Source organism: Aeromicrobium camelliae (assembly GCF_003850045.1).
In the GTDB taxonomy this organism is placed as follows: domain Bacteria; phylum Actinomycetota; class Actinomycetes; order Propionibacteriales; family Nocardioidaceae; genus Aeromicrobium; species Aeromicrobium camelliae.
The window spans coordinates 141,497-160,546 of sequence record NZ_RQJX01000002.1; the positions used below are offsets into that span (position 1 = coordinate 141,497).

General features: G+C 68.6%; 20 protein-coding genes. 16 read left to right on the forward strand and 4 right to left on the reverse strand.

All coding sequences use genetic code 11. The annotated features are described in order from the left end of the window. Nucleotides 1-18 precede the first annotated feature (18 nt). Nucleotides 19-657, forward strand: a complete 639-nt coding sequence (locus tag EHW97_RS02355) for a hypothetical protein (protein WP_124235559.1) — start codon at nucleotides 19-21, stop codon at nucleotides 655-657. A gap of 57 nt (nucleotides 658-714) precedes the next feature. Next, complete coding sequence (locus EHW97_RS02360; protein WP_124235560.1) at nucleotides 715-1,539, forward strand: exonuclease domain-containing protein; 825 nt, start codon at nucleotides 715-717, stop codon at nucleotides 1,537-1,539. Nucleotides 1,540-1,558: 19 nt separating this feature from the next. On the opposite strand, the gene EHW97_RS02365 is transcribed toward EHW97_RS02360, so the two are convergent. Then, nucleotides 1,559-1,909, reverse strand: a complete 351-nt coding sequence (locus EHW97_RS02365; protein WP_124235561.1) for a VOC family protein — start codon at nucleotides 1,907-1,909, stop codon at nucleotides 1,559-1,561. Between the two features lie 113 nt (nucleotides 1,910-2,022). Here EHW97_RS02365 and EHW97_RS02370 point away from each other — a divergent pair, with 113 nt between their 5' ends. The 3 genes from EHW97_RS02370 (at nucleotide 2,023) to EHW97_RS02380 (ending at nucleotide 4,123) form a co-directional block, all read left to right on the forward strand. Then, nucleotides 2,023-2,592 carry a sortase family protein gene (locus EHW97_RS02370; protein ID WP_124235562.1) on the forward strand — a complete coding sequence of 190 codons (570 nt, stop codon included), beginning with the start codon at nucleotides 2,023-2,025 and terminating at the stop codon, nucleotides 2,590-2,592. Between the two features lie 128 nt (nucleotides 2,593-2,720). Further along, the gene (locus EHW97_RS02375) at nucleotides 2,721-3,563 is read left to right on the forward strand and encodes a hypothetical protein (protein ID WP_124235563.1); all 843 of its coding nucleotides are present in this window, start codon (nucleotides 2,721-2,723) and stop codon (nucleotides 3,561-3,563) included. Between the two features lie 137 nt (nucleotides 3,564-3,700). Continuing rightward, nucleotides 3,701-4,123 (forward strand): pyridoxamine 5'-phosphate oxidase family protein, encoded by a 423-nt coding sequence (locus EHW97_RS02380; RefSeq protein ID WP_166367356.1) that lies wholly within the window; start codon nucleotides 3,701-3,703, stop codon nucleotides 4,121-4,123. A gap of 4 nt (nucleotides 4,124-4,127) precedes the next feature. Here EHW97_RS02380 and EHW97_RS02385 read toward each other — a convergent pair whose 3' ends face one another. Then, on the reverse strand, nucleotides 4,128-5,264 hold the full coding sequence (locus EHW97_RS02385; RefSeq protein WP_124235565.1) for a helix-turn-helix domain-containing protein: 1,137 nt from the start codon (nucleotides 5,262-5,264) through the stop codon (nucleotides 4,128-4,130). A gap of 331 nt (nucleotides 5,265-5,595) precedes the next feature. On the opposite strand from EHW97_RS02385, the gene EHW97_RS16020 reads away from it, so the two are divergent. Genes EHW97_RS16020 through EHW97_RS02440 form a run of 10 tightly spaced genes read left to right on the forward strand, consistent with a single transcriptional unit; the run spans nucleotide 5,596 to nucleotide 16,124 of the window. Beyond that, nucleotides 5,596-7,371: an ABC transporter permease gene (locus EHW97_RS16020; RefSeq protein ID WP_465252550.1), complete on the forward strand. Its 1,776-nt coding sequence runs from the start codon at nucleotides 5,596-5,598 to the stop codon at nucleotides 7,369-7,371. Nucleotide 7,372: 1 nt separating this feature from the next. Then, a complete protein-coding gene (locus EHW97_RS02400) occupies nucleotides 7,373-8,212 on the forward strand; it encodes an MlaE family ABC transporter permease (protein WP_124235566.1) in 840 nt (279 codons plus the stop codon). Next, nucleotides 8,209-9,534, forward strand: coding sequence for an MCE family protein (locus EHW97_RS02405; RefSeq protein ID WP_124235567.1), 1,326 nt, complete (start codon nucleotides 8,209-8,211; stop codon nucleotides 9,532-9,534). Before EHW97_RS02400 ends, EHW97_RS02405 begins: the two co-directional genes overlap by 4 nt. Continuing rightward, nucleotides 9,531-10,547 (forward strand): MCE family protein, encoded by a 1,017-nt coding sequence (locus EHW97_RS02410; protein WP_124235568.1) that lies wholly within the window; start codon nucleotides 9,531-9,533, stop codon nucleotides 10,545-10,547. Before EHW97_RS02405 ends, EHW97_RS02410 begins: the two co-directional genes overlap by 4 nt. After that, the gene (locus EHW97_RS02415) at nucleotides 10,544-11,557 is read left to right on the forward strand and encodes an MCE family protein (RefSeq protein ID WP_124235569.1); all 1,014 of its coding nucleotides are present in this window, start codon (nucleotides 10,544-10,546) and stop codon (nucleotides 11,555-11,557) included. The genes EHW97_RS02410 and EHW97_RS02415 overlap by 4 nt, the downstream gene beginning before the upstream one ends. Further along, a complete protein-coding gene (locus EHW97_RS02420) occupies nucleotides 11,554-12,585 on the forward strand; it encodes an MCE family protein (protein WP_124235570.1) in 1,032 nt (343 codons plus the stop codon). Before EHW97_RS02415 ends, EHW97_RS02420 begins: the two co-directional genes overlap by 4 nt. After that, on the forward strand, nucleotides 12,582-13,868 hold the full coding sequence (locus EHW97_RS02425) for an MCE family protein (RefSeq protein WP_124235571.1): 1,287 nt from the start codon (nucleotides 12,582-12,584) through the stop codon (nucleotides 13,866-13,868). Before EHW97_RS02420 ends, EHW97_RS02425 begins: the two co-directional genes overlap by 4 nt. Further along, nucleotides 13,868-15,034, forward strand: a complete 1,167-nt coding sequence (locus tag EHW97_RS02430) for an MlaD family protein (protein WP_124235572.1) — start codon at nucleotides 13,868-13,870, stop codon at nucleotides 15,032-15,034. Before EHW97_RS02425 ends, EHW97_RS02430 begins: the two co-directional genes overlap by 1 nt. Next, a complete protein-coding gene (locus EHW97_RS02435; RefSeq protein ID WP_124235573.1) occupies nucleotides 15,031-15,630 on the forward strand; it encodes a hypothetical protein in 600 nt (199 codons plus the stop codon). The genes EHW97_RS02430 and EHW97_RS02435 overlap by 4 nt, the downstream gene beginning before the upstream one ends. Beyond that, nucleotides 15,627-16,124 carry a hypothetical protein gene (locus EHW97_RS02440; protein ID WP_124235574.1) on the forward strand — a complete coding sequence of 166 codons (498 nt, stop codon included), beginning with the start codon at nucleotides 15,627-15,629 and terminating at the stop codon, nucleotides 16,122-16,124. The genes EHW97_RS02435 and EHW97_RS02440 overlap by 4 nt, the downstream gene beginning before the upstream one ends. A gap of 28 nt (nucleotides 16,125-16,152) precedes the next feature. On the opposite strand, the gene EHW97_RS02445 is transcribed toward EHW97_RS02440, so the two are convergent. Beyond that, complete coding sequence (locus EHW97_RS02445; protein WP_124235575.1) at nucleotides 16,153-17,055, reverse strand: oxygenase MpaB family protein; 903 nt, start codon at nucleotides 17,053-17,055, stop codon at nucleotides 16,153-16,155. A gap of 91 nt (nucleotides 17,056-17,146) precedes the next feature. Here EHW97_RS02445 and EHW97_RS02450 point away from each other — a divergent pair, with 91 nt between their 5' ends. Next, the gene (locus EHW97_RS02450; protein ID WP_166367357.1) at nucleotides 17,147-17,683 is read left to right on the forward strand and encodes a TetR/AcrR family transcriptional regulator; all 537 of its coding nucleotides are present in this window, start codon (nucleotides 17,147-17,149) and stop codon (nucleotides 17,681-17,683) included. Here EHW97_RS02450 and EHW97_RS02455 read toward each other — a convergent pair whose 3' ends face one another. Then, complete coding sequence (locus EHW97_RS02455; RefSeq protein WP_124235577.1) at nucleotides 17,684-19,030, reverse strand: MFS transporter; 1,347 nt, start codon at nucleotides 19,028-19,030, stop codon at nucleotides 17,684-17,686. It lies immediately after the preceding gene. Nucleotides 19,031-19,050 lie beyond the last annotated feature (20 nt).

Here is a 19,050-nt window from a genome sequence, read left to right on the forward strand (position 1 = left end):
CGGTGTGATCATAGACCCATGGCAGATCAGACGCCGGATGCCCGCGACCGCGCGTCGCACGGGGTGCAACCGCCCGTGTGGGCGCGCCGGATCGTGCTGCTGCTCGTGCTCGTGGCTCTGGGATATCTCGCCTACCTGATCGCCGCGGAGTTCTTCCCTCGGTGGTGGGCCGAACAGATCGCCGGTCTGGTCGGCGGCTCGACGGCCACCGGAGTGTTGTGGGGTCTGTTCCTCGGCGCGGCTTTCACCGTGGTTCCGTTGCTCGTCCTCCCGTTCGTCGTGCGAGCGCGCTGGGCGGTGCGTCTCGCCGTCCTTGCCGCCGCAGTGCTGCTCGCGACCCCGAACTGGTTGACCTTGTCGGTGGGCGTCGGGGGTAACGAGTCGGCACGCGACGGACGGGCACTGCTGGCACAGGAGGGGCCCGGCTTCCTGACGGGTTCATGGATCGGGGTGCTCGTCGGGCTCGTTCTCGCGGTCGCCGTGATCAGCTGGCGGGTCCGATCGCGGCGACGCCGGGCGCGGATGCGGCATCTGCAGGACGACCTCGCTGCTCGCGAGGAGGCGGATGAGCTCCGGCGGCGCGACATGGATCGGGGTCTCGCGGAAGCGCCGGGGGACGCGTCCTCGGACGATCTCGGCGGGCCGTCACCGCGCTGACCTGCGACGCTTCGAAGTGTCGTCCCGGCTCGCTACCGTGGATCGCAGGAGGTAGCGGTGAGGACGAATACATTCGGGGGGCAGTGTGCCGAATGCGGTGTCGACGTCCCCGCACAAGCCGGATATCGGATCGGTTTCGGCCGGACGGCCTATCTCGTGTGTCGTCGCCATCGGCCGGTTCCGCCGCCGCGCGGCAGCCACCACGGGTGGCACTCGCAACCGCTCGCGGCACTCGATTTCGAGACCACGGGCGTCGACCCGCACAGCGACCGCATCATCACCTACGCCGCGCTCGGTCCCGGAGCGGGACCGGACCTCGTGGGGATGGTCCATCCCCAGGTCCCCATTCCCGAGTCGGCCGCAGAGATTCACGGCATCAGCGATGCCGACGTCGCCCGGGCGCCGGCGCCCGCAGCCGCCCTTCGCGAACTGAGCGCCTGGATCGATCACCTCGTGGCGGTCGATGCTCCGCTGGTGGTGTTCAACGCCGCGTTCGACCTCACTCTCCTGCGCGCGGAGCTGCGACGGCACGGCATCGGCCAGCCGCAGTGGGACGCGCTGACGGTCATCGACCCGTTCGTCATCGATTACGGCATCGAGCGCGGACGCTTGGGGTCGCGCCGCCTCGGCGACGTCGCCGACTATTACGGCATCAAGCTCGACAAGGCGCACGACGCCGAGACCGACGCCCGGGTGGCACGCGACGTCGCGATCGAGCTCGGGGCACGGCACCGCGCGACGGTGTTCGCGGACCGGCCGCTCGTCATGGCCCAGCAGCGCTTCTGGGCTGCGCAGCGCACGATGGACTACAACCGGCTCGCCCTACGACGCGGCCGGCGGATCGAGCCCCTGGGCGACTGGCCGTTCGCGCCGACCCGCTGAGCCCGCTGCCCGGCACCGATCAGTGGGCGGCGGACACGCAGAAGACGTTGCCGGCCGGATCCTCGAGCACGATCCAGCGGAAGTCGCCGAGTTGCTGACGGCCCACCACGTGTGCCCCGGCCTGCTCCAGGCGGGTGACCTCCGCATCGAGGTCGCCCGCGGCTTCGAGATCGAGATGGACGCGGTTCTTGCCGGGGGTGGGTTCGTCCACCCGCTGGAACCCGAGGCGGAGGCCATTCGGCAAGCCGACGACGACGAACCAGCCGTCGTTCTCGGCGAGGATCTCGAAGCCGGCCTGTTCGGCCCACCAGCGGCCGACAGCGACGGGATCGACGACGTCGTGGGTGATCATGGCGGGATTCACGGTCATGAGCTCACGCTAGTTCCGACCGGTGACATTCAGGGTCTGTAGGGTGACGTCGCGACTTCGGTGCGCCGGAGCCGTCATCGACGAGACCGAAGGGAAGAGGCGCGAGTGTCACCATGAAATTCACCGAAGTCCTGCAGCGCAACCGGCTGTGGAGCGCGATCGCCGGTCTCGTGGTGCTGATCGCCGCGGGTGTTCTGGTCGCCGCGCTGGCGGGTGTCTTCGACTCATCGTCGGAGCCGGACGCCCCGGCGCCGCAAGCGTCGGCGCAGATGGCGACCCGGACCCCCGCGCCCGAGCCTGCCGTCGACATCGCCACCACGAAGACGATGCCCTACAGCCCGGTGTGGAACCCGCCGGACCAGGGGGAGAACTTCTGGCAGGTCGTCGATCCTGAGAACGGCTACCCCGAGGACGGCGGCACGGATTTCATCCTGGCCCACGCCTGCGAGGACCAGGGGTGCGCCGGCGACCAGGTGCGCAAGCTCCAGGCCGGCGACGACTTCACCTACCGGGGCGAGACCTACCGGGTCCAGGAGAAGATCGAGATTCCCAAGACCGAGATCGCCGAGCAGGACATCTGGGTCCACGAGCCCGATCGCGTCGTCATCATCACCTGCATCCTGGACCCCGCCACCGGCGAGTATCACGAGAACGACATCATCGTCGCGACGCGCACCGTGTGACGCGCGTCACTTTGTCCACTATTCGATTGAAGTTGTAGGTCGCGCTGTCCGTGTGATTGTCTTGGGTCGGCGTGCCAGCCGACCCTCGGGGGCAGGTGCGCGGTTTTGGTACTCATCTCCCGCGACGGGTGTCCCGTCGCTCGAAAGCCGGTGCGCTGACCGCCGGCCTGGCGCTCGTCGCGACCCCCGCGGTCGCCGCGCCCGGTGACCCGGCGACCCTCACCGTCGAGAACTCGACCTTCACCGCCGGCAGCTGGGGTGACGGCGTCGACTTCGTCGTGACGGACATTCCGGCCGAGGCGACCGGCGTGACGGTGATGCTGGATTCGAAGGGCCCCAACGGCGGTGGCCTCATCGCGGAGCCGGTCGAGGGCGTGCCTGCTGAGGACGGAACGTTCTCGGGCAACATCCTTCCGACGCAGAGCAGCCCTGTCGCGCCTGACGCCAGCGGCTTCCCGCGCTACACGGTGTCGGCGTTCTACACGTACCAGGATGCGAACGGCGACACGCAGAATGTCGACGCCGAGCCTGTCAACCTGACGATCCTCCCGGGTCTGTCGGTCACCGGTCCGGCCGAGGCGACCGTCGCCGAGCTCGCTGCCGGTGTCGAGCTGCAGTTCGCCGGCTTCCAGCCCGACGAGCAGATCACGGGTCTCATCGAGCGTTACAACCCCGACACCAACGCGTGGGAAGAGATCGGCGACTTCTCCGCTCTCCTCGGTCCCGACGGCAGCGGCGAGGGCGTGCTGACGATCACCGGCGCCAGCGTCGGTGACACCTTCCGCGTCTCGGCGACCGGCGAGGACGGCACCGTGTACCACTTCGTGAACACGGTGGCCGAGGCCGGCGAGCAGCCCGGCGGCGAGCAGCCCGGCGGCGAGACCCCGGGCGCCGAGCAGCCCGGTGGCGAGACCCCGGCCGCGACGCCCCAGGCGCCGCGCGCACCTGAGCGCGTCGACACGGGTGCCTGAGCTCTAGGCTCCACTGCGACACATCACGAGGGCCCCGGAACATCTCGATGTTCCGGGGCCCTCGTGCGTCCGGCTGGCTGCGCGCGCTTCGGAGGACGGGCACACTGGGAGCGACGTCGCCACGCGAGGAGGTTGCCATGTCCGACGAGGGCCACATCCGCGAGCTCACTGCAGAGGAGTGCCGCGAGTACCTCACCCTCGCCCGGATCGGCCGGATCGCCTTCAACGGTCCGGACAAGATCGAGCTGATCGTGGCGAATGTCGCCGTCCCGGACCCTGGCCACCTGCTGATCCGCACCGAGCCGGACTCGGTGCTCGCGCTCCTCGCCGGCGAGGAGCCCACGCCGGTGGCCGTCGAGACCGATCATCTCGACGAGCTGTACCGGTGGGGCTGGAGTCTCACGGTGCACGGCAGCGCCCGCCGCGCCAGCGATGAACAGCTGCAGCAGTGGCAGGCCCGAGAGCCCCAGCCGTGGGCACCGGGAGAGCGCGAGCTCTACGTCGTCATCACGATCGAGCAGATGGCCGGCCGCAAGGTGCGCGCCGCCAAGCCGTCCTGATCGGTCAGGAGCGCCAGCGCGGAAGCACTGCGCGCAGCGCGACCATGAGTTCGAGGCGTTGGGTGGGGTCGTCCAGGGCGTCGCCGAGCAACTGCCGGATCGCCTTCATCCGCGAGTGGGCCGTCTGCGGGGGGACCCCGAGTTCGCGGGCCAGCTGATTCGTCGGCTGGCCGCGCTCGAGCCACAGCTGGAGGAACTCGGCCAGTGCCACGCGCCGACTCGCCGGCATCTGCTCCCAGCTCGCGAAGTGCTTGGCGATCATCAGCTCGTTGAGGATCGGGTTGCTGGCCAGGAGCATCGATCCCAGGAGGTCCTGGAACGGCACCAGGCGGCGCGGATCCTCGATCGTGCCGTCCGCGAGCATGGCCGCGGCGCGGCGCACGAGTGCCACCGCGCCGGCGGCATCGCTGATCGTCACAGCCGGGCCGAGGACGGCCTGGCCGTCGAGCCATTCGCACAGCTGCTCTGCGCACCATGCCGCCGGCGCGAGCGCGGTCTGCCGTTCGTCGTCGGCCGCCACCCCGGGCTGGTGACACAGCGCGATCGGCAGGGGCTCGGTGACGGCGGTGAGCACGACGAGTTGCTCGCCGTCGCGCAGCCGCGCCAGCGCACGGCGTTGCGAGGTGGTCAGCGTCGGCGACGCGCCGTTCCCCTTCGTCGGCGCGCTCACCTTGGGGCGTTCGGCCTTGGCCCGCGCGATGCGCTCGCGTTCCAGCTCCAGTCCCTCTCGGGCGTGGGCGAAGAGGAACGCGAGATACGACATGAGTTCTTCGCGCAGCCGGATGACGACCGACCCGGTGATGGCCTCGCCGATGACGGTGCTGAGTCCGCGTTGCGTGGCGATACGGGCGGCGCGGAAGCTCTCGAACAACGCGGCGGCGTCGGCGCCGCGCCGCGCCTGCCGTCGGCCCAGCCGGTCCAGCAGCGGCGCGACCCGCGCTGCTGCCGTGCGCGCCTCGCCCTCCTCGACGAAGGCGGTGACCGCCGCGTGGACGACCTCGTTCACGAGCGGGTCGTCGGATGCGCCTCCCGCGCTGAGCACGGCGCGCTGGATCTGCTCGCTCAGGTTCGAGAGCCGGGTCGGCGACAGCTCCCGGCTCGAGACCGCGAGCATCTGTCGTTCGGAGACCACAAGTGACATTCCCCATCAACTCCCCATCACTGCGTCCAGAAGGCAGCCGAAGTTCGGCGTCGTGAGGGGGCGACACGATGATCAAGCCACAGCGCCTGCGCGGCGAGCAACGATGCGATGCCCCGCGCGGACGACTTCCTTCACTTCTTGTGATGCGGGTGACAAAAGAAGGTTACGTTTTGATTACGAAACTCCTCGTCCGGCGAAGGCGGTGGCGGCGTGACGTGAGCCACACCTAGCGTCCTCGCCAGGCACCGATCCATCTGAGGGGGCGGTTCGGTGCCGTCAGCCACACCACAGCGGCACGGGACTTCTGCGGCCGCGGATGCGAGGAGGATGCATGGGCGGGACCGTCGAGGTCGAGGGCCTCACCAAGAGCTTCGGCAGCCAGAACATCTGGCGTGACGTGACGCTCACCCTCCCGCCGGGGGAGATCACGGCGCTGCTCGGCCCGTCGGGCACCGGTAAGTCGGTGTTCCTCAAATCGGTCATGGGCCTGCTGGAGCCGGAGGCCGGAACGTGCTTCGTCAACGGCATCGACATGGTGAAGGCCAACGAGGCCCAGCGGCTCGAACTTCGCAAGAGCTTCGGCGTGCTGTTCCAGGACGGTGCGCTCTTCGGCTCGATGAACGTCTACGACAACGTGGCGTTCCCACTGCGCGAGCACACCAAGTTCGACGAGGACACGATCCGGTCGATCGTCATGGAGAAACTCGACATGGTCGGGCTCGTCGGCCAGGAGCACAAACTGCCCGGCGAGATCTCCGGTGGCATGAAGAAGCGCGCCGGCCTCGCCCGTTCGCTCGTCACCGATCCGGAGATCATCCTCATCGACGAGCCGGACTCGGGCCTGGACCCGGTCCGCACGTCGAACCTCGCGCAGCTGCTCATCGACATCAACGCGGCGACCGATGCCACCATGCTCGTGGTCACGCACAACATCGAGCTCGCCCGCACGCTGCCGGACAACCTCGGCATGCTGTACCGCGGCGAACTCGTGATGTTCGGTCCGCGCGAGGAGTTCCTGCTCACCGACCATCCGGTGGTGTCTCAGTTCATGAGCGGCGATCCCGAGGGCCCGATCGGCATGAGCGAGGAGACCGACCACCGCCGCGGCGAGCCGCTGCCCGAGGCCGAGGACCTGCCGCCCTATCCGGGCGGCACCGCCGTGATGTCCCGGCACGCCGGAGCGCGGGCGATCGAGGTGCTGCCGCGTCAGCTGGTGCCCAAGTCGGGTGCGGTGCGGCCCGGCGGCGAGCGGCACCGCGAGCGGGTCGCCTCCGGCGCCGCGCAGCTGTACGTGGCCGACGACGAGGAGAAGGACCGAGTCCCGATTCCTCCCCGGCCCGGAGCCATCATCCGGGCTCTGAGCGCGACCGGCGACCTGTTCGCCCTCGGGCTCGACACCACCCGGGCGACCTTCAAGCGGCCGTTCGCGGCACGAGAGGCGCTCGAGCAGTTCTGGTTCGTCGTGAGCGTGTCGTGGATTCCGGCGATGCTCGTCGCGATCCCCTTCGGCGCGGTCATCGCCCTCCAGCTGGGCACGCTCACCGTGCAGGTCGGAGCGCAGTCGTTCACCGGGGCCGCGAGCGTTCTCGCCGTGGTCCAGCAGGCCGCGCCGATCGTGACGACTCTCGTCATCGCCGGTGCAGGCGGTGCGGCGATCTGCGCGGACCTCGGCTCGCGCAAGATCCGCGACGAGATCGACGCCATGAAGGTCATCGGCGTCTCGCCGATCCAACGTCTCGTGGTGCCGCGGGTCCTCGCGTGCATCGCGGCGGCGATCCTGCTCAACGGGCTCGTCTCGGTCGTCGGCGTGCTCGGCGGCTACTTCTTCAACGTCATCGTGCAGGGCGGCACGCCCGGCGCCTATCTCGCCAGCTTCACCGCGCTCGCGCAGATCTCGGATCTGTGGGTCGGTGAGATCAAGGCCGCCATCTTCGGGTTCATCGCCGGCGTCGTCGCGGCGTACCGCGGCCTGAACACCGCGCCCGGTCCCAAGGGCGTCGGCGACGCGGTCAACCAGTCGGTCGTCATCACATTCCTGCTGCTGTTCTTCGTCAACTTCGTCATCACCACGCTGTACTTGCAGCTGTTCCCGGGCAAGGGAGCCTGACATGGCCCAGACCACCGTTCGACCCGCCCGCTGGTGGGACAAACCCGTCAATGTGCTCGCCGCTATGGGCCAGGACCTGCGGTTCTACGGCCGCGTCATGGCCTGGATCCCGGCGACGATCCGCCGCTACCCCAAGGACGTGCTGCGGCTGCTGTCCGAAGTGAGTTTCGGCTCGGGCGCGCTCGCGGTGATCGGCGGCACGATCGGCGTCATGGTCGGCATGACCCTCTTCGTCGGCACGGTCGTCGGCATGCAGGGCTACGCCGCCCTGGACCAGATCGGCACCGCCACCCTCAACGGCTTCATCTCGGCGTACTTCAACACGCGTGAGATCGCGCCGCTCGTCGCCGCGCTCGCGTTGTCCGCCACGGTGGGCGCCGGTTTCACCGCGCAGCTCGGGGCCATGCGGATCAACGAGGAGGTCGACGCGCTCGACGTCATGGCCGTGCCGAGCGTGCCCTACCTCGTCACAACCCGTGTGATCGCCGGCTTCATCGCGATCATCCCGCTCTACGTGCTCGGGCTCCTCACCTCATATGCGGGATCACGCATCGTCACCGTGTACTTCCACGGGCAGTCGGCCGGCACGTACGACCACTACTTCAACCTGTTCCTGCCCCCGATCGACATCCTCTTGTCGTTCCTCAAGGTGCTGATCTTCTCGGTCCTGATCATCCTCATCCACTGCCGGATGGGCTTCACCGCCAAGGGCGGGCCCGCGGGCGTGGGCCTCGCGGTGGGCCGTTCGGTCCGCACGACGATCGTCACGGTCGCGGTCCTCGACCTCATCTTGTCGATGGCGCTGTGGGGCACCACCACGACGGTGAGGGTGGCGGGATGAGCAAGTCGTCGCGCGTCGTGGACGCGTTCCTCGGTCTGGGCTACCTGGCCCTCGCGGCGGCGCTCGTCGCCGTGGCGCTCCTGGCGTATGAGAAGGCGTTCACGCCGACCACCGACGTCACATTGCGGACGGGCGCGATCGGCAACGCCTTGCAGAAGGGGTCCGACGTCAAGCTCAACGGCGTCCCGGTCGGTGAGGTCTCTCGGGTGCGCACCGACCCCGACGGCGCTGAGCTGACGCTCGCCCTCAAGCCCGACGTCTCCGAGACGCTGCCGGCGGGCACCACGGCCCGGCTGCTGCCCAAGACGCTGTTCGGTGAGCGGTACGTCTCGCTCGTCACGCCGGCACCTGGATCGGCCGGGCGGTCCTCCGGAGGGACCGGCGGTCTCTCCGAGGGCGACGTCATCTACCAGGACACGTCCGATGAGGCGGTCGAGCTCGAGGAGCTGTTCGACGAACTGCTCCCGGTCCTGCAGGCACTGCAGCCCGAGAAGCTCTCCGCCACGCTCGGCGAGTTGTCGGCGATGCTGCGCGGGCGTGGCGCCGACCTCGGTGACTCGATGGCCAGGTGGTCCGACTACCTCGAGCAGCTCAATCCGCACGTGCCGACGATGGCCGAGGACTTCCAGAAGCTCGCCGAGGTGGCCGACACCTACACCGAGGCGGTGCCGGACCTGCTGTCGGCGCTCGACTCGATGACCACGACATCGGCGACGATGGTGCAACAGCGGGCTCAGCTGTCCGATGTGTACGCCAATGTCATCACCGCCTCGGACACGACCGGCGGCTGGGTGGGAACGCATCAGCCGACGATCGAGATCCTTTCTGCCGACAGCCGCGCGGCGCTCGAAGCCGTCCGCCCGTACGCCTCGCAGTTCCCCTGTCTGTTCGAGGCTGCGCGTGACTTCATCCCCGCGATGGACAAGACGCTCGGCAAAGGCACGAACGAGCCGGGCATCCACGTGGTGCTCAACGTCGAGGCATCGCGTGGCAAGTACGTGCCGGGTGCCGACGCTCCTCAGTACGCCACCGGCGGAGCGTCGCGCTGTCCGTACGTGACCGGCAAGACCGCGGCCCGCGCCGCTCCGCGCACGGCCGCCGCCGGTGAGCCGGCGATCGAGCAGATCGCCGCCCCGCCCAGCGAGTTCGTGCGCCAGCAGGCCGCGCTCGCCGGGCTCGGGGACGCCAACTCCCCGGCCGAGAACCAGCTCTTCGCCGAACTGCTCGCGCCGACGCACGGTGTCGCTCCCGCTGAGTACCCGGGCTGGAGCAGCTTGCTCGTCGGTCCTGTCCTGCGCGATACGAAGGTGACGCTGCAATGACCAAGCTCCTCATCAAGAGCATCGTGTTCACGCTGGTGACCGTCCTGGCCACGGTCGCCCTCGCCGGCACGATCCGCAACAGCGTGAGCGGATCGGCCAAGCAGTACACCGCGATGTTCACCGACGCCACGAGCCTCAACAAGGGCGACGATGTCCGCATGGCCGGCGTCAAGGTCGGCACCGTGGAGGACATCCGCGTCGCCGAGAACCGGCTCGCGGAGGTCACGTTCACCGTCTCGCAGCAGGTGCGAGTGCGCGGCGGTACGACCGCCGAACTGCGTTTCCGCAACCTCGTCGGTCAGCGGTACATCGCGCTCGAACCGCCCGAGGACCCCGGCCCGACCCTGCAGGCCGGCTACACGTTCCCCACCTCCGCGACCCGTCCCGCGCTGGACCTCACGATGCTCTTCAACGGGTTCCAGCCGCTGATGAAGTTCCTGTCGCCCGAGGACGTCAACAAGCTCTCCGAGCAGATCATCGCGGTCTTCCAGGGCGAGGGCGCCACGGTCGAGGGACTGTTGTCCAGCACTGCCAGCCTCACGCAGACCATCGCGGAGAAGGACGAGGTCATCGGGCAGCTCATCGACAGTCTCAGCGCGGTGCTGACCACGATCAACGGTCGCTCCGATCAGCTGGACACGACGATCATCACGCTGCAACAGCTGGTCTCGGGACTCGCGGAGGACCGCGAGGTCATCGGCAGCACCCTCGACGGACTGGGCAACCTCACCGTCAGCGTCTCCGAGCTCCTCGAGGAGGGCCGGGCGCCGCTGAAGGGCTCGATCGCGGCGCTCGACCGGTTGAGCGGCAACCTCTCGAACGCCGAGGCGGTGCTCGACTCGTTCTTCCAGGTCCTGCCGACCAAACTCGACCGGATCGGGCGGCTCGGCAGCTACGGCTCCTGGCTCAACTTCTACGTCTGCTCCATCGAAGGGAAGATCCCGATGCCCGAGGGCTACATGGGTGACCTGGGCGTCACGCCCGCCGCCGGTGTGACGAGGTGTGCAGCATGAGCACGTTCCCGAAGGCGTTCGCCGAGCGCAACAAGGTGCTGATCGCCGTCATCGGATTGCTCGCCATGACGCTGGTGTTCCTCGCGACGTTCAACGCCCAGGCGCTCCCGATCGTCGGCGGCGGCAAGGTCTACACCGCACAGTTCGCTGAGGCCGGAGGCCTCAAGCCCGGCAACGAGGTCCGGGTCGCCGGCGTCAAGGTCGGCGAGGTCACCGACATCGGACTCGACGGCACCGTCGTGGAGGTCAAGTTCCGGGCCAAGGGCGTCGACATGGGGGACCAGACGCGAGCGGCGATCAAGGTCAAGACGATGCTCGGTCAAAAGTTCCTCTCCCTCGATCCGCTGGGCACCGAGGAGCTCGACGGGCCCATTCCCGTCTCACGCACCACCACGCCGTACGACGTCAACGCGGCCTTCTCCGACCTGTCGGACACGATCGGCGAGATCGACACCGAGCAGATGGAGGAGAGCTTCACGGCTCTCGCGGACGCGTTCCGCGACACTCCCGAGTCGGTGCAGGGGATGGTGCAGGGCCTGACGGATCTGTCGCGCACCATCTCGAGCCGCGATGCCGAACTGGCCGAGTTGTTCGCGGCGACCGCGGAGGTGTCCGGAACGCTCAAGGATCGCAACGCCGAGTTCGAGCGGCTCATCAACGACGGCAGCGCCCTGCTGACCGAGTTGGAGAACCGCCGTGAGACCGTCCGTGCGATGCTGCAGGGCACGGCCCGGCTGGGCACCGAACTTCAGGGTCTGGTGCGCGACAACGAGGCGCAATTGCGGCCCGCGCTCGCCAAACTCGACCAGGTCGCCGCCATCTTGCAGCGCAACCAGGACAACCTCGAAGAGGCGCTCAAGCTCCTCGGTCCCTACTATCGCGGGCTGGCCTCGGCGACCGGCAACGGCCGCTGGGTCGATTCCTACATCTGCGGCCTGTTCGACGAGAACGCCGCGCCGGTGCTCGACAACGACATCGCGCGCAACTGCAACCCGGGAGGCGGCCGATGAGCAGCACCGTCAAGCGGATCACTCAACTCGCGGTCGTCGCGGCGCTGGTCGTCGCGGCCGTCGTCGCCTGGCGCATCATCGAGCGGCAAGGGGTGGAGTTCGAGGCGACCTTCGACTCCACGGTCGGGCTCTATCCGGGATCGGACGTGCAGATGCTCGGCGTGCCGGTCGGCGTGGTCACCGCGATCGAGCCTGAGGGCGATCAGGTGCGCGTGTCGATGCGGCTCGACCGCGGTCACGAGGCGGCGGCGGACACGGCAGCCGTCATCGTGGCACCGACCTTGGTCAGCGACCGCTTCGTGCAGTTGACCGAGCCGTACGACGGCGGGCCGAAGCTCGAATCCGGAACGGTCATCGAGGAGACGGCGGTGCCGGTCGAGATCGACGAGCTGTACGAGAGCCTCGAGGACATCGGCAGCCAGCTCGGCCCCAACGGCGCCAACGAGGACGGCGCGCTGTCGGACCTGCTGACGGTGCTCGCGCAGAACCTCGAGGGCAACGGCGCCGACATCAACCAGATGATCAACGAGTTCGGCAAGGCCACCGGAACCCTTGCCAACACCGACGAGGACCTGTTCGCCACGATCGCGAACTTCAAGGAGTTCAACGACATGCTGGTGGCGAACGACCGCACGCTGGCCCAGGCCAATCGCCAGCTCGCCAGTGTCGCGGACTACCTCGCTGAGGACCGGCAGGACCTGCAGGCCGCGATCACCAACCTCGGCCAGGCGCTGGGCATCCTCGACGAGTTCATCCGCGACAACCGCGGCAACCTGCAGACCAGCGTCGAGAATCTCATCGGTCCGACACAGGTGCTGGTCAACCAGAAGGATGCGTTGGAGGAGACGGTCAGGACGATTCCGCTCGTCCTGCAGAACTTCCTCAACGCCTACGAGCCGGGCAGCAACACGCTGCACGGTCGCGGCAACCTCAACGAGCTGACCGTCTGGTCCGGCAACGGCTTGGCCGCCGCGACATCCGAGGACGCGCCGCTCACGCTCTTCGGCGGACTGGAGGAGGACCGATGAGGCGGCTTCGACTCGCGGTGGCGGGTGCCGCTGCCGCGCTGACCCTGAGCGGGTGCGGGATGCTCAGCGGCGGCGTCTACGACGCACCGCTTCCCGGCGGCGCCGACGTGGGATCGAATCCCGTGCGGTTCAGCGCCGACTTCGAGGACGTGCTGGACCTGGTGCCTCAGTCGAGCGTGAAACTCGACAACGTCGACGTCGGCCGGGTTCAGGACATCGATCTCAACGAGGACGGAGAGAGCGCCCGGGTCGAGCTCGTCGTCAATCGCGAGGTCGACCTTCCGCCCGGGACGACGGCCCGCATCCAGCAGACCTCGCTGCTCGGCGAGAAGTACGTCGCGCTGGTGCGGCCGAGCACCCGCCAGGCGGGCCAGCCGATCAGCGACGGCGACCACATCGGCCTCGCCGAGACGTCGCAGGCGGCACAGGTCGAGCAGGTCCTCGGCGCGCTCTCGATGGTGCTCAACGGCGGTGGGATCGAGCAGTTCCAGGAGATCTCCCGCGAGTTGCAGCAGGTGTCCGAGGACCGTCCCGAGGAGATCAAGGCTTTCCTGCAGCAGATGGAGTCGTTCGTCGGCGTGCTCGACGAGCGCAAGGAGGCGATCACCAACGCGCTCGACAGCCTCAACGAGCTGTCGCAGACGCTGGAGGCCGACACCGACCGTATCGTCCGCGCGCTCGACGGGCTCAGCCCCGGCATGCAGGTCCTCGTCGACCAGCGCACGCAGCTGGTGGCGATGCTGGAGGCGCTCGACCGGCTGTCGGTCGTCACGGTGGACACTCTCAATACGGCCCAGGACGACATCGTCGCCGACCTCACGGCGCTCGAGCCGATCCTCGACCAGCTCGCCCGCGCGGGCTCGGCGCTGCCGGAGTCCCTGCAGATCCTGCTGACCTACCCGTTCCCCGACTCGGTGCTCGGCGCGATCAAGGGCGACTACATGAACGTGTTCATCACGACCAACTTCCGCACGCTCCCGGCCGGCTGTTCGGCGATGGGTTGCGAGTGGCCGCAGGTCAACAGCGCGGCCTCGCCCACCACGGGCAAGAGTCTGCAGGGCCGCCAGGGCACGAACCCAGAGGCGCCCGCGCCAGACCTTCCGCCGACGCTGTTGCCGCCGACGGATTCGGCCGTGCCGGGGCTGCCCGCTCCCACCATCGAGGTGCCGCCGGACCGGTTGCCAGGTTCCCCCTCCGGGACGCCCAGTCAGCCTGCGCCGTCACCGTCGACCAGCTCCTCGCCGAGCTCACCGCCCGCGACCCTCCCGGAAGGTGATCGCTGATGCTCACCGGTTCCATCAAGTCCAAGCTCATCGTCTTCGTGGCGGTGGCGCTCGTCGCGACGAGCTATCTGGGTGCCTCCTACGTCGGCATCAACCCGTTCAGTTCCGCGTACCGGGTCACGGTCGCGCTGCCGGACGCCGGCGGCATCTTCACCAACGGCCAGGTGACCTACCGGGGCGTTCCGGTGGGCCGGATCGAGAAGCTCACCCCGACCGACGAGGGGGTCGAGGCGGTGCTGCGCATCGACGGCGACGCTCCGGACATCCCCAAGGACGTCGTGGCCACCGTCGCGAACCGTTCGGCGATCGGTGAGCAGTACGTCAATCTCGCGGGCGAGACGCGCAGCGACGAGACCCTGTCGGCCGGCGACCACATCTCGGCGTCCTCGAGCGCCCTGCCACCGCCGATCGAGAACCTCCTGCGCACGGGCCGCGATTTCGCCGCCTCCGTTCCCGAGGAGGACCTGCGCACTGTCATCGACGAGGCGTACGAGGCCTCGCGCGGTGCCGGGGAGAACCTCGGTCAGCTGATCGAGACCTCCCGGGAGTTCGTCGAGATCGCCGACCAGAACTTCCTCGTGACGCAGGGCCTGATCGAGAACGCCGACCGGGTACTCACGACGCAGCAGGAGTCGGCTGAGAGCATCAAGGGCTTCAGCGCCGACCTCGACCTTTTCGCCGCCGCGCTGCGCGACGCCGACACCGACCTGCGCACGCTCATCGCCAACTCCCCGGCGGCCGCTCAGGAGATGAACGCCCTGTTCGAGCAGGTCGGCACCCCGCTGGGCACCCTCATGGCCAACCTCATCACGCCCGCGCAGGTGTTCGGCATCAACGCGGCCGGCGTCGAGGACGCGCTGATCCGGGTGCCCGAGGCGGTGAGCGTGGGATGGGCCATCAACGGTTCCAAGGGCCTCAACCTGGGACTCGCCCAGACGTACTTCGATCCCTTGCCATGTGTCGCAGGTTACGGTGGGACCGCCATGCGCGACGGGCTGGACACCTCGGCGGGGCGGCCGTTCAACACGTCCGCCGGCTGTACCGCCGATCCGGGCAGCGGCACGAACGTGCGCGGGCCCCGGAGTATCGCCAACCCCGGCGCCCCGGCCGCGGCCCGCGTCAACGTCGCCGGTGGTCTGGGAGACCTGCTGGGAGGAGTGGGATGAGCATGACCGAAACCTCGTCGAGCGATACCGCGCAGGAGGTCGAGACCGACGAGCCGGGCGACCCGGGTCCGGGTAACGCGAAACCGGCCACGTCCCGCGGTCGCCTCGGCGGATGGCTGATCCTCGCCGTCGCCGTCGTGGTGGCCGTGTCGGGCATCGTGGGCGCGTGGATGGCGTCCACCGACGACGCGATCGAGCAGGCCGAGACCCGCGACGCCGTCCTCGTCGAGGCACGTCAGCACATCGAGACGATGAACACCTTGGATTACCGCGAGGTCGACGAGGGGCTTGCGGCGTGGGCCGACGTCACGACGGGCACACTGCACGACCAGCTTGTGGGCGTGTCTGATGAGGAGAAGCAGATGCTGGCCGAACAGCAGATGATCTCCACCGGCAAGGTCGTCGACGCCGCCGTCACGGACTTCGACGCCTCCAGCGCCACCGTCATCGCGGCCGTCGAGGTGACGGTGAAGGACGATGCGGACCCGGACGCGGAGCCCACCGTCAAACGCAACCGCTTCAGCGCCGAGCTGCTGCGGGTCGAGGGGGAGTGGAAGTTGGAGAACCTCCAGCAGGTGGCGGTGAATCTGTCATGAGTCGTGTCCTGAATCGCTGGGTACTCGTCGGCGTCCTGGTGGCCGTCGGCATCGCCGGCTGGGCCACCGCGTGGACGATCCAGCAGAACTCCGCCGCGCAGAATGCCGCATTGGTCGACGCCGGCGCGACCGCCGACGTGCAGGCCCAGGTGTCCCAGGCGCTGACGCGGGTGCTCTCGTACGACTTCAACGATCCGCAGGTCACGGAGGACGCCGCCGAGCAGTTCCTCAGCGGCGACGCGCGCGAGGAGTACGACACGCTCTACGCCACCCTCAAGGAGCAGGCTCCGGACCAGGAGCTCGTGCTGACCGCTCAGGTGCAGGTCACCGGGGTCAAGGAACTGGGCGAGGACGAAGCCGAGCTGCTGGTGTTCCTGGATCAGGCGAGCCGCCGGGCGACCGACGAGGAGGCGAGCGTCTCCGCCGCCCAGCTCGCGGTCACTGCCGAACGCGACGGTGACGCCTGGACGATCACCGGCCTCGAGATCCTGTAACCGAGAACCCGGATGTGCGCGCCGTTCGTCAATCCGGCCCTGGGCCGGTCGACGTTTCGCGCGCAGATCTGGGGCCTACGGGACAGCCGGTGGGGAATGTGCCGAGGTTCTCCACCGCGTAGCCGTCGGGGTAGCTGCGGATCCAGCGGATGTCCTCGGGCTGTTGGGGGCGGACCCGAGCGGGGGCGAACCGCAGCAGCACGCCGCGCAGCCGCAACCCGAGGGGACCGAACACGCGGATCGGGAGCAGCGGTCGGTCGTACCCGAAGGCGCGCAGCAGCGGTGCGTCCATGAGGGAGCGCGCGAAGGCGTGCATGAGCCGATCGGGCACCCAGGGATAGAAGGTCAACATGAGACCGAGCGTCGCGTCGGCGACCCGACGCGCGCCCGGGTCGAAGCCGAAGTGCTCGGCCTCGTAGTCGTCCATGAGGCAGGCGAACTCCTCGTAGGTCTCCGGAATCTCACTGATGCCCATGTGGCGGCCGAGCACCTGGTAGTAGCGCACCGTGGCGCGCACTTCGTTGTCGGTCAGCGGCCGTTTGCCGTAGCGCGCGATCCAGCGCACCGGGACGACGACGAAGGTGCTGAGCACATAACGCATCTCGTGATCGGGGATGTCATAGCTGCGGTGCATCTGGTTGATCCGGCGGATCGCGGCGCGTGCCTCGGGGTGCTCGAACCCCTTCTCGCCGGGCACCGCGAGCAGGAGCGTCGTGTCGTCGTAGCGCTTCTGCGTGTCGCGCGTGAACGCGCCGGTCTCGTCCAGGAGGCGACCGATGCCGGGGACGGCGTAGGTGCGAAACAGCGCGAAGCTGAGCGCCATCAGCATGTCCCAGGGGAATTCGTGCTGGACGACCTTGGCGTAGATCTCCCGGTATTCGGTCTCCGGGTCGAGCCGGTCCGTATAGCGGCGCCAGTGGTCGCGTCTCATGGAGCCAAACTAGAGTGATCACTCTAGATGTGCAAGGGTGGTTCGTATGCGGACCGTGGTGCAGCAGCGTGGTGAGGCCTCCACACGTCGCATGATCGAGGCGACGCGCGCGCTGCTGGCCGAAGGCGGGCTGGGCTCGGTGACGGTCGCGGCCGTCGCCCGTCGCGCCGGGACCTCGAACGGATCGCTGTATCACCGCTTCGGCGATCGGCAGGGCTTGTTGCTCGCCGTCCAGGACTCGCTGCTCACCGCGCTCGAGAACGAGGCCGTCGCCGTGATGGACGAGGCGGCTCCCCTCGAGCCCCGCCCGGCCGCCGAACACGCGGTCGCTGGCGCCTTGCGTCTGTTCGCGTCCTACCGGCCGGTGCTCCGGGCGTTCTTCGTCGAGGGGCAGTCCGCGGACGCGTTCGCGAGGCGCAATGCCCGCTGCCTCCACCTGCTCGCGTCGCATGCCGAGCAGCTGCTGGTTGATCGGGTGGGACTGACGCCAACCCGGGCCGCTGCGGTCTATCGGGTGCTGTTCTCCGTCGGCGCGGCGCAGTCGCTGTTCACCGAGGAACACATGCGCGGCGAGCCTGTCGCGCGCGACGAGCTCGCCGCGGTGCTGATCCGGCTGGTACTGCCGTGATCAGTGTTCGATGTCGACCTCTCGGGTCTCCTTGCCGATCAGCAGCGCGATGAAGGTCAGCGCCGCCATCACCGTGAGGTACACGCCGACGAGGAACGGGCTGCCGTCACCGACCGTCCACAGCCAGACCGCGATGAACGGCGCGACGGCAGCGCCCAGGATCGAGCTGACGTTGTAGCTGACGCCCGAGCCGGTGTAGCGGACATTGGTCGGGAACAGCTCGGGCAGCAGGGCGCCCATCGGCCCGAACGTCAAGCCCATGAGCGTGAAGCCGACGATGAGCCACAGCATCACGAGACCGTTGTCGAGCATCGGCACCCAGAGCAGGCCGAAGACCATGATCGCGGCGGTCACCACCAGCAGCGTGAGCCGGCGGCCGAAGCGGTCGGCGAGGGGGCCGGAGACCATCGTGAAGATGCCGAAGAACACCACGCCGCCGATCATCATCAGCACGAAGGTGTTGTACGAGTACCCGAGGCCGGAGAGTTCGGCGTCCTCAGGGGCGCGTCCGTAGCTGAGCGAGAACGTCGTCATGAGGTAGAAGAGCACGTACGTGGCGAGCATGAAGAACGTGCCGAGGACGAGCTCGCGCCAGTGGCTCTTCGCCACCGAGGCCAGCGGCAGGCGCTGAACCGTGCCCTTCTCGACGGTCTTGGCGAACGCCGGGCTCTCGACGAGCCGCAGCCGCACCCACAGGCCGACCACGACCATGATCGCGCTGAACAGGAACGGGATGCGCCAGCCCCACGACAGGAACGTGTCGGACGGCATCGACGGGTCGTCGGAGGGCATGGCGAAGGCGATGAGCAGGAACAGGCCATTGGCGAGGATGAAGCCGAGCGGAGCGCCGAGCTGCGGGAAGGTGCCGTAAAAGGCGCGCTTGCCGGCGGGGGCGTTCTCCGTCGCCACGAGGGCGGCACCGCTCCACTCGCCGCCGAGCGCGAAACCTTGTGCGAGGCGCATCAGGACCAGCAGGAAGGGGGCGAACCAGCCCACCATCGCGTACGTCGGCAGGACGCCGATGAGGAACGTGGCGATACCCATCGTCAGCAGCGCGGCCACGAGGGTGGTCTTGCGCCCCTTCTTGTCGCCCAGGTGGCCGAAGAACACGGCACCTGCGGGACGGGCCACCATCGCCGCGCCGAAGACGGCGAACGACGACAGGAGGGCGACGGTCTCATTGCCGGCCGGGAAGAACAGATGAGGGAAGACGAGTACGGCCGCCGTCGCATAGACGTAGAAGTCGTAGAACTCGATGGTGGTGCCGACCAGGCTCGCCAGGATGACCCGGTGGCGAGGGTTGGCTGGGGTCGCGGCGCTCTGGCCGGTCTGAGATGTCGACGACATAGCGGTACTCCCGAGAAGGT